At 36.0% G+C, this 9,927-nt stretch carries 9 protein-coding genes; 3 read left to right on the top strand and 6 right to left on the bottom strand.

All coding sequences use genetic code 11. The features are described 5' to 3' along the window. Nucleotides 1-7: 7 nt before the first annotated feature. From ACFSJT_RS10770 to ACFSJT_RS10780, 3 genes are read right to left on the bottom strand one after another with little or no spacing between them, the layout of a single operon-like run. Nucleotides 8-487, bottom strand: a complete 480-nt coding sequence (locus ACFSJT_RS10770) for a CAP domain-containing protein (protein ID WP_378320267.1) — start codon at nucleotides 485-487, stop codon at nucleotides 8-10. Nucleotides 488-536: 49 nt separating this feature from the next. Beyond that, a complete protein-coding gene (locus tag ACFSJT_RS10775; RefSeq protein WP_378320268.1) occupies nucleotides 537-1,262 on the bottom strand; it encodes a M15 family metallopeptidase in 726 nt (241 codons plus the stop codon). 24 nt (nucleotides 1,263-1,286) lie between these two features. Next, nucleotides 1,287-1,835: a ClpP family protease gene (locus tag ACFSJT_RS10780; protein ID WP_378320269.1), complete on the bottom strand. Its 549-nt coding sequence runs from the start codon at nucleotides 1,833-1,835 to the stop codon at nucleotides 1,287-1,289. A gap of 838 nt (nucleotides 1,836-2,673) precedes the next feature. Here ACFSJT_RS10780 and ACFSJT_RS10785 point away from each other — a divergent pair. The 3 genes from ACFSJT_RS10785 (at nucleotide 2,674) to ACFSJT_RS10795 (ending at nucleotide 3,394) form a co-directional block, all read left to right on the top strand. Beyond that, on the top strand, nucleotides 2,674-2,868 hold the full coding sequence (locus ACFSJT_RS10785; RefSeq protein WP_378320270.1) for a hypothetical protein: 195 nt from the start codon (nucleotides 2,674-2,676) through the stop codon (nucleotides 2,866-2,868). A 69-nt stretch (nucleotides 2,869-2,937) separates the two neighbouring features. Then, nucleotides 2,938-3,132 carry a hypothetical protein gene (locus ACFSJT_RS10790; RefSeq protein WP_378320270.1) on the top strand — a complete coding sequence of 65 codons (195 nt, stop codon included), beginning with the start codon at nucleotides 2,938-2,940 and terminating at the stop codon, nucleotides 3,130-3,132. Between the two features lie 70 nt (nucleotides 3,133-3,202). Continuing rightward, the gene (locus ACFSJT_RS10795) at nucleotides 3,203-3,394 is read left to right on the top strand and encodes a hypothetical protein (protein WP_378320271.1); all 192 of its coding nucleotides are present in this window, start codon (nucleotides 3,203-3,205) and stop codon (nucleotides 3,392-3,394) included. Nucleotides 3,395-3,548: 154 nt separating this feature from the next. Here ACFSJT_RS10795 and ACFSJT_RS10800 read toward each other — a convergent pair whose 3' ends face one another. From ACFSJT_RS10800 to ACFSJT_RS10810, 3 genes are all read right to left on the bottom strand, one after another. Then, nucleotides 3,549-4,694: a gliding motility-associated C-terminal domain-containing protein gene (locus ACFSJT_RS10800; RefSeq protein ID WP_378320272.1), complete on the bottom strand. Its 1,146-nt coding sequence runs from the start codon at nucleotides 4,692-4,694 to the stop codon at nucleotides 3,549-3,551. Nucleotides 4,695-4,996: 302 nt separating this feature from the next. Continuing rightward, nucleotides 4,997-8,809: a Calx-beta domain-containing protein gene (locus tag ACFSJT_RS10805; protein WP_378320273.1), complete on the bottom strand. Its 3,813-nt coding sequence runs from the start codon at nucleotides 8,807-8,809 to the stop codon at nucleotides 4,997-4,999. Nucleotides 8,810-8,819: 10 nt separating this feature from the next. After that, the coding region (locus ACFSJT_RS10810) for a hypothetical protein (protein WP_378320274.1) at nucleotides 8,820-9,927 on the bottom strand (1,108 nt) is incomplete at its 5' end.

Here is a 9,927-nt window from a genome sequence, read left to right on the forward strand (position 1 = left end):
GTATGAGTTAGCGTGCACGAAACATGATTAATGTATAATAGTTATTTCCATTCTTATCTTTTACGGCTGCGATTCCAACGTCAGAATAATTGCTTTCAAGAGTATTCTTGGTTTGAGAACCTTGGGTTAACCAATTTTGAACGAGTTCCTCAGGGCTGTAAAATCTTGAATTTAACTCTATAACCGCGGTGGCACTTTCTGTATTTTGTAGTTGCGCTTTTCTTTCAGCGTTGCCGTCAATACTAAGTTCTTCCTGATTAGCCATAAATTGAGCATGATTAACGGCTAATTGTTTTGCGGTTGCATTTTCTTTTAAAATTTCAAGGGATAAACTTCTTCTATGCTCATTTACTAGACTCAGTATTGTTTCTTCTACAGAAGACTCAGAATTTTCTGAAGGTATATCGACATCGTTATCTGAACTGCATGAGGTTAATACGGTTAATAACAACGCAATTTGTAAAAAAAATAGTAATGGTTTTTTCATATAACGGGGCTTTTGTATGTAATAAAATTAAGACAAAATTATGAAAAAATCAAAATAAATATCGATTAATGTCTAAAATATTCTGTGAAAGGTACTTTTTAATGAATTTTTCAGAGAAAAACTCTGATCCTAATAGTCTGGCATTTTGTAGTGCTGTTTTGATATCTAATTTCATGTATGCATGTAGCATAGGAATAGAAAGTGGGGCATAAGAGTAATGCCAAGGCTCATATTTAAATCCTTTACGATCTTTCTTGTCTGTGTACACCAAATGGAAGCCAAAGGAATTGGCGTATTTATCCATCCACTCTTTAAATTTACAGAAGGGCCCATCACCTTCAAAATTTTCTTCGAGAAGTAATCCTTTGGGTTGTGGGGCATTACCATCAACTATATCGATATCCGTCCCCCAATGATGTCTTGAGGTTCCCGGAATTGTAGAATATTCTATGATTTTTTTAATAGCTTCGGTAGGAGGTAATCCCTCTTGAGTGAACTTTCTATATTTCCGTTCCCAGATGCGATTTTGATGCGCATAATTGCGATAACTCGAAACTACTTTTATTTCAAAGCCACTCTTGGCGGCTTCAGTCTTCATTTTTAAAAATGCTTCGTGGGCTTCTTTTCTCAATTTATATCCTTCTCCAAAAAGCGAGGGATTGCTCTTGCCCATTAGATCATCCTTAGAAAATTCAAACTGAAACGGGGAGAAGGATTGTACTGATAGTCCTATTAGACCTAACAAATTGATCTTTATAAAATCTTTCCTTAACATCAAATTCTCTAGGGTGTGCCTTTATTATTCTAAAATACCGTCTACGATACCATATTCTAAAGACTCTTGTGCATCCATCCAGTAATCTCGATTAAAATCTTTTAGTACTTTTTCTACATCCTGACCACAATTATCTGCCAGGATTTGAGCACTTAATTCTTTAGTTTTTAATATCTCTGTAGCCTGAATCTCAATATTTGAAGCCTGACCCCTTGCACCACCACTTGGTTGATGAATCATTACCTTGGCATGGGGTTGAATAAACCTGCGTCCCTTTTTACCAACACTTAGCAGAATAGATCCCATAGAAGCGGCCAATCCTGTGCAAATGGTAGACACGGGACTCTTTAAACTTTGGATAGTATCGTATATTGCAAATCCAGAGGTAACATACCCTCCCGGACTATTAATGTATAGTTTAATTTCTTTATCGCTTATCATATCTAGGTACATCAATCTATCGATCACATGTTTTGCTGATTTATCATCTACTTGCCCCCATAGAAATACACTACGCTCTTCTAAAAACTTTTTATCGATAACATCCTGTATTTTTCCTGATTTTTCTTTCATTAGTATAGTTTTTTCTTTTTTTTAGAATTTTCTATTGTTGAGATAAATGTATATTAATTTTTGCAAAAAAGCATCATGTGAGCGACGCAATTTTTAATTCGTAAAGGTACATTTTTCTCGTATTTGATTTCATATTATTGTTTCATCTCTGATTATTTTTTCGATGGTTTTCTTATCACAAAATTGAACACTTGTACTTTGAAATAGTCTGGTGTGGGTAAAATGAAAACTTTATATCATAATTATGCAATTTTTTACTGAAGAAAATGAAATTATTCTCTATAATTTGCTATTATATTTATGGTTTTCCGTAATTTTTTCGTTAAAAAATAAATAAAAATGTTAAAAAATGTTAAAATAATGAGATTTTGATTAAATGAAAAAATTAGCAGCATTATCAGTAATAATGGAGTTTATCGGATATTATTGTATTTCATCGGAGTCTTATTTATGGTTTACCCATAATGTAATTGATGTTTAACTTTAGACCTCTTAAATAGCAATCCTTTATATTTGTGTCATAATGTTTTAAGAATTTGAAAATTATTTAACATTATATAAAAGAATAATTTAAACTACAACACAATGTGATGAAAATTATTCTGGGGCTTTCAAAATATTTACAATTTAAATATTCACTTCACTTTACACAATTCATTTTATTGGGTTTAGTATTTCTAAACAAAGAGATATTAAAAGTAATAGATTATCAAACATTGGGTTTTTTGAATATGCCCATGTAAAAATAATTCTTGCAAGAATACTTTAGACCATACTTGAAATGTCTTTAAAGGATCAAGTGAAATGAATTAGTAATAACCTTTAAATTATTTGAATCATGTTAAACAACATTTTAAAACAATCAGGAGTAAAGCAATTAGATAGAGCTCAAAGAAGTAAAATAGGAGGAGGGGATGATGGTCCATTTGGTAGAGAGGGATATTGTCCGGTTGAAAACGGTTGGTATGTGAGGTATTGCCATGAATTATGTGATGATGGTACGACCCCTATGAATTGTGGAGGAGGATTCTAAATTAAATGCGAAATATTCATTTTTCGCATATCGATAAAAAAAATTATTAACCTTTAAATTATTTGAATCATGTTAAACAACATTTTAAAACAATCAGGAGTAAAGCAATTAGATAGAGCTCAAAGAAGTAAAATAGGAGGAGGGGATGATGGCCCATTCGGCAGAGAGGGATATTGTCCGGTTGAAAACGGTTGGTATGTGAGATATTGCCATGAATTATGTGATGATGGTACGACCCCTATGAATTGTGGAGGAGGATTCTAAATCAAATGCGAAATATTCGTATTTCGCACATTATTAAAAAAATATTATTAACCTTTAAATTATTTGAATCATGTTAAACAACATTTTAAAACAATCAGGAGTAAAGCAATTAGATAGAGCTCAAAGAAGTAAAATAGGAGGAGGAGATGGCCCATTCGGCAGAGAGGGATATTGTCCGGTTGAAAACGGTTGGTATGTGAGATATTGCCATGAATTATGTGATGATGGTACGACCCCTATGAATTGCGGAGGAGGATTCTAAGATAAATGGAAAATAAATTTGAATTACAAATCAAATCGAGTTATTGTAATTTGAATTAATGAGATGTATGACTTCTGATCGTTTTACCCAATAAACTTTCAGAAGTTTTTTACATATTCATCGGTTAGGTAATAAAATAGCGTTTGACAGAAAACTATCGATTAATATACAAATATCCAGCCCGATCTTTTTGACCGTCTATTTTCAAAACATAATAATACGTCCCCACAGGAAGTTCTTCTCCTTCTGCAATGGTTGTTCTACCTTCTGAAATACCTATAAAAGCATCAGAGCCGTTATCATCCTGTGCCTCGTGATATCGTTCCCTTTGATATACTAAAACTCCCCATCTATTAAAAATCGATAGTTCGTTATTTGGGAAATTAGCTAATCCTTGTATTCTGAAAAAGTCATTATTTCCGTCTCCATTTGGAGAAACTGCAGTAAATACCTGAAGGTCCCCGTCTAATAGTAATTCTGAAGTTCCGAAAGTAAGCACCGTATAATTATCGGGAATAAAAGATTCTGAAGTAATTTCACCATTGCTAACATCACCAGAGAATACTGAATTACCCAAACTTTCCCATTCTTGAGTGATTTCGTTCCATCCTACCACTCTCAGGTTTTCCAGATCGTCTACCAATGTAGGGATATTACTATTATCGTCCCAGGTAAGTGTTACTTGGGTTTGAGTGTCTCCATCAAGATCCCAATACTCAAATATACTCACCGCTAATACATTAGAAGCGAGGTTTGTGGTATCAAAGCGTTCTGGGAAAAAATTTGGGAAATTTGGATCTTCAAAGAAATAAGCACCTCTGCTAGTATTTACAGAAGCACCATCTGTAACACGCATGGGCCTTAATCTAAAATCATCGCCAACGGGAAATGTAAAATCTAAATCTCCTGTTAATGATGCATAACCATCTACAAAGCGGTTGTCATTTTCGCCATTATAGGGAGCATCATTAAGGTAATCCAATGAGGTGGTAATATCACCGCGATTTCTTGGGGTTTGCACTCTTCCATTGGTAAATTCCTGAAAGTTTTGTACTCCGGTGGCAACTTCAAGATAAAGATCATCAAATACATCAATCTCCATATTATAAAAAACCGGTCGGTTATCTCCAGAAATAGTCAATCTGTCATCAGGGCTGTAAAAACCTGCAAAACCAAGGTTTTGATCAAATGTGCCATCGTTAATGAGATCGGTATGAAAACCAATTTCACCATTGTCGTGAATTTGTATATTCCCAATATTGCGAAAGGCTTGTTGACCTACAACAATTTGGGAAAGCATACATATTATGAAATAAATTATTCTGTTCATTCCTATATTGGGGTATCTAAGGCATTACGGTTTAACCGTAAAAAATATATGGTAAATATACGAATAATTTAAAGTGTATATTATTTTTTGACGATAAAAAGCATTAAAGTATCGGTGAATTGCATCTTTAACTCGATTAACTGCTATTTTTATAAACGTGCTTACCTTATTTATAACGTATTACAAATATATCAATAGTTCTACAATTATAGCCTTACCAAAATATTTGTTTTATAATTCATTATTTGATTTTATGATTATGGTTACTAAAATTAATTTGCTTTAACTCTATAAGTTATTCTTCGATTAGTGATTACCGCTGCTCTTTTAACTACATATGTTGTTCCAAATTCTGAAGTGGAATTGCTTACTGTAGCGGTTGCTGTAATAATACTATTTACGGGTATTGCTGATCCCAAAGGGATAACAAAACTGAATCTATTGGTAGTGTCTTCATTTCCGTCTACATCTGCCGTATATGCCGTAATATTACCATCATTATCATCGGGACTTCCTTCTATAGCAGATCCCAAAAAGACTTTTCCTTCACCATAATCTTGAGTTATGACGCCAGAAGGTCCATCAATGGCATTATCGCCTGCAGCTGCATCTCCTGTATCAATATCTGATAAGAACAGCTCGACCGTTGCACCAGCACCCACCCAACCGGTAACTATCAAATTATTACCAGATACTACGGCAGAATCGAAGATTGGGAAGTTTAATCTGTTATTGGGTCCGCCATCGCCATCGCCGTTATCATTGATAGTTACACCATCGTTACCGATATCGATACCCAGGCTTGCTTCAGTAAAGCCATTAGCAAAAATCGAATTTTGAGATATTAAATTACCCGTCCCACTACTAATAAATATACCTACTCTACCATTATTATTGATAACATTTCCGGTTATTGTGGTGTTTGGTTGCTGAGTTCTTATTCCTATTTGGTTCGCACAGCCTGTAGAAAGTGCTCCGGTATCACGTATTGTATTTTGATCAATAATCATCGCAACGCTATTTATATTATCTACACCATAGTTACCTCCATTTTCTATTAAATTGTTTTCAATAACAATTCCGCTACCTCCACCTTGAGCTTCAACGTTACTATCGCAATTTGCAACACCATTACCATTAAAGTGATTGTTTCGCAGTATAGAAGATATAGTTCCTCCATTAAACCGAACACCATTTCTTCCTAATCCGGCAATATAATTTCCATCGATGACGCTTTCACCTCCATTAACTCGTATGCCATGTCTATCTACTCCTAATTGATTACCCAATGCGTCTGTACCTATCAAGTTTTCTGTAATCAAAATATTACTTCCAGAAGTTATACGTATACCGTCAAAACTTGCATTATCACCAGAAATGGCCGTATTTCTTACCACCACATTATTAGCATCAATTTCAAAACCAAAACCAGAACCTGTATTTTTTCGAACTTGAATTTCTGGTAGATTATAATTGGGTAATAGGGTATTATTTGTGCCTACAGCTGTACCGCCTGCACCAATAGTACCCGTGTTTGTGTCTGTAGAATATGCAGTTTGTGTTCGCCCATCGACTACTGTATTGTTGTCGCTAATTACAGGTAAACTTCCAGAATTAATAAAAATATCAAAATATCCATCGGCTACAATATATCCTGCATCTGGTGTTCTGCCCAATGGATCTCCAGTAGGAGGAATCATAAAAATAGAAGTATCCTCGCCCGCAGCTGGATTAATTGATCCATCATTGGGATGTGCCTCGATGTCCAAACCAGTTTCATTAAGGTTGTTTGAATTGGTTATAAATTGTTCTAATGATCCTTGTCCGGTGGCATTCGTATTAACAATAGTATTAAAATTAAAACCAAAGTCCAGGTTGGTTACACCTTCATTATCAATATTTACAGGGGATATACTTTGTGCACCAGTTGCTGTACCGGCAGCAGCATCTTGAGCTGCAGGGTTGGTACCGCCTACTTCATCATCTACTTCGACATTTGAAGTTGGAGATCGAAAAGTCCGGAATGTTTGTACACCATAGCATGAGGTACAGCTAGCACCATTTCGAATAGATCTTACGGTACTATTAACCACTCTCACGGCGTAATCATCATTGATCATGCCTCCAAAAATATATTCACCGTTACTATCTGTTGATGTAGATTCAACAAAAGTAAATGTACCTGCAGGAGCTTCTCGGTATAGCTCTACTGTTGCATTTTCAATAGGAATTCCCGATGAGGCAGCACGATTGCGACCGGGCCCACCCGGATAATTAACATCTTCAAAAACAGTTCCTTTGATTAAATTACTAGGAACTTTTAAAATAACCGCATTTAAAAATACTCTATCTTGCCCTACATCAACATCGGTGGTTATTTGAGTTTCGCCAACAGGGATAATCGCTGAAATATCATACGTATCTAAATCTAAACCATATTCTGTAGTTCTGTTTACTCCTGTAGTCCCATCAAACACGGTAGAATTGAATGGATTGTTTGTTGTCGTACCGTTATTATTACCATCACCGCTCAAGGTAAACGGAGTTCCTGTTGAATTGGGAGTAACGGTAAGTAATTCTGCATTGGCCAAGGGTACATCTCCTTCCCAGGATAAAACTGTAGTTTTGGATCCTGCAGAGCCATTTGCAAAGAAGTTGTCCAAAAGAAAACTTTGTGGCGGATTCGTATTTTGTAGATTGCTAAAACCACTATATAGATTGATTGTGGAAGACGGCAGAGAAGGATTCGTATAGAAAATAAATAATGTCCATCCACCAACTACTAATTCGGCATTACAATACGCAACACTATTATTAGTGTTATCTATAGTAAGCCCACTAAAATCATAAGTGTTCCCTGATGGATCAGGCAAACCACTTACTAAGGCTGTAACGTCACTTATCATACCATAAATCAATCCATTAAATGCTGTTTGAACTATATCGGCAGCAACTTGCTGTCCTTCAAATGTAACAACATCATCTGCAGAAGTACCAGAATGTGCCCAATATAAAAATGCTTTTTCTATGGTAGAACCAGCGGGTATTGCCGAGGTAAGATCTGCAGAGTCTGACGTAGTAATAGCACATTGATTCCCGGAATTAGGTTCCGTTCTCAAAGAACCTCCTGTGGTAGCATAGTCAAAGTTGCCGTCAAATTCATCAAAAAGATTAAGGGTTGGTTCGTTAGGAACTGCAGTTGCGTCTGCATCATCTATTATGGTGACGGTACTGTTAAATAAATCAATAGCGCCGTTAGTAGAACCACTTAAGGCAATAGTAAAAGTTTCATCATCTTCTACAAAATTATTATCTACCAGTGTAATCGTACGTGTAATTTGTTGACCTGGAGTACCCGTAAAATTGAATGTTCCAGCATCAGCTATAAAGTCTGAATCTGCATAGGCCGTACCATCAACTGTTGCATAATTTACCGAGAAAGGAGCAGTGGCATTACCCGTAAAAAGAGCTGTAAAAGTAAAGGTTCCGGCATTTTCATTAACCGTAATATCAGTGATGTATACAGCAGAACTCCCGGCGGTAAAGGTTACGTTATCAATAAAAATTCCCTCATTAGTGGCCCAGTTTTGATCTCCACTAACATCCCTAAATCGTATTCTAGAATCGGCAGATCGCTCATTATTAGCCAGTAAATATTTAAAACTACCTTCGTTAAAGGTATTATCTATGGATAAAATGGTTTGATAATTACCCACATTATCACGTAGTTGTACGTCAAGAATTTCATCAAATACCAGCTCATCATAATCAAAAGTCAACACAGAATATCCATACGAAGAAAGATCTAATCGCCTTTCAATATATACGGCATCAAGATTTATAAACAGAAGCTGAAAGAAATTAAAGGGTTGCTGTCCGGTATTAATAAAAATTCTACCAGCTGCTGGATCATTAGCTTCTCCTATTTCGTTCCAATTGGCAAACCATGCTTGATTACCATCGTTTCGACCATAATTAGAACTACCAAACGTATCTCTAAATGTGTCTTGTGCTATGCCTTTGTTTGAGATTAAAAACAAACAAACAATTAACAAGTAATACGGTATGTTGAAGTTTACTTTCATTCTCATTTGATTATTTTACCATAAATACTACATTAATTAGTGTGTTGAAATCTGCCGGTGTGGCTATAATATCATAGGTCATGACACCTTCGTTTGCTCCATCACCGGTACCACCAATAGTAATATTTGTGGGAGGTCCGAATACGGCAGGATCTGCAAAAGTCACATAATAGTATAATTCATCTCTGGCGTAGGTAGGTAGCGCTGCTGGCGCTCCATTACTTGCCGCAGTTGGCGAACCAAACTGATCAATGTATTCTTGGTAAAGATCTACTGTTCTATTATTTCCTGTAGAGGAGGCATCAATTTCTATTGAAGGAGGATAAAATATTCTCGCCGCTTTCGAGGTAATGCGCTCAATAGAATTTAACGCAGTTCCAACATCTGTCTCTGGGGTTCCATCTCCATCTAAATCCTGGGTAACAGCATCTGTTTCATCTATAACGGTATCTGCGTTGGTATCTTCTGTTGGGAAAATAGGTACTTCAACATCAAATTGATCATCTGTATTAGCAATTGAGATGTCCGCAGTTAATGTGCTGCCATCACTATCAGTTAAAGTAAGAGTATCGCCAGCACCATCACTGTCTGAATCGGTAACCACAAGAGATACATTCGTAGTATTAGTATCAATATCTGCTAATGCAATCGCCACCGTGCTACCATCGGAATCAGTGATGATCAAGTTGGTTCCATCTTCGGTAAAAGAAGCATTGGTTGTATTCGTATCAATATCCGCTAATGCAATCGCCACCGTACTACCATCGGAATCAGTGATGATTAAATTCGTTCCGTCTTCGGTAAAAGAAGCATTGGTTGTATTCGTATCAATATCCGCTAATGCAATGGCCACCGTGCTTCCATCAGAGTCTGTTAAGATTAAGTTGGTGCCATCTTCAGTAAGACTTGCATTGGTTGTATTGGTATCTGTTTCTGCTGCGATATCTGCCAGTGCAATCGCCACCGTACTTCCATCAGAATCAGTGATGATCAAATTCGTTCCGTCTTCGGTAAAGGAAGCATTGGTAGTATTGGTATCAATATCTGCCAGTGCGATCGCCACCGTACTTCCATCAGAATCAGTGATAATTAAATTCGTTCCATCTTCAGTTAAGGAA

The sequence above is a fragment of the Aquimarina celericrescens genome, from assembly GCF_042682765.1.
Lineage (GTDB): Bacteria > Bacteroidota > Bacteroidia > Flavobacteriales > Flavobacteriaceae > Aquimarina > Aquimarina celericrescens.

What these genes read in the sequence shown, in the direction of transcription:
- ACFSJT_RS10780 (WP_378320269.1), bottom strand. Translation starts at nt 1,835, where the DNA reads ATGAAAGAAAAATCAGGAAAAATACAGGATGTTATCGATAAAAAGTTT.
- ACFSJT_RS10790 (WP_378320270.1), top strand. Translation starts at nt 2,938, where the DNA reads ATGTTAAACAACATTTTAAAACAATCAGGAGTAAAGCAATTAGATAGA.
- ACFSJT_RS10785 (WP_378320270.1), top strand. Translation starts at nt 2,674, where the DNA reads ATGTTAAACAACATTTTAAAACAATCAGGAGTAAAGCAATTAGATAGA.
- ACFSJT_RS10775 (WP_378320268.1), bottom strand. Translation starts at nt 1,262, where the DNA reads ATGTTAAGGAAAGATTTTATAAAGATCAATTTGTTAGGTCTAATAGGA.
- ACFSJT_RS10795 (WP_378320271.1), top strand. Translation starts at nt 3,203, where the DNA reads ATGTTAAACAACATTTTAAAACAATCAGGAGTAAAGCAATTAGATAGA.
- ACFSJT_RS10805 (WP_378320273.1), bottom strand. Translation starts at nt 8,809, where the DNA reads ATGAAAGTAAACTTCAACATACCGTATTACTTGTTAATTGTTTGTTTG.
- ACFSJT_RS10800 (WP_378320272.1), bottom strand. Translation starts at nt 4,694, where the DNA reads ATGCTTTCCCAAATTGTTGTAGGTCAACAAGCCTTTCGCAATATTGGG.
- ACFSJT_RS10770 (WP_378320267.1), bottom strand. Translation starts at nt 487, where the DNA reads ATGAAAAAACCATTACTATTTTTTTTACAAATTGCGTTGTTATTAACC.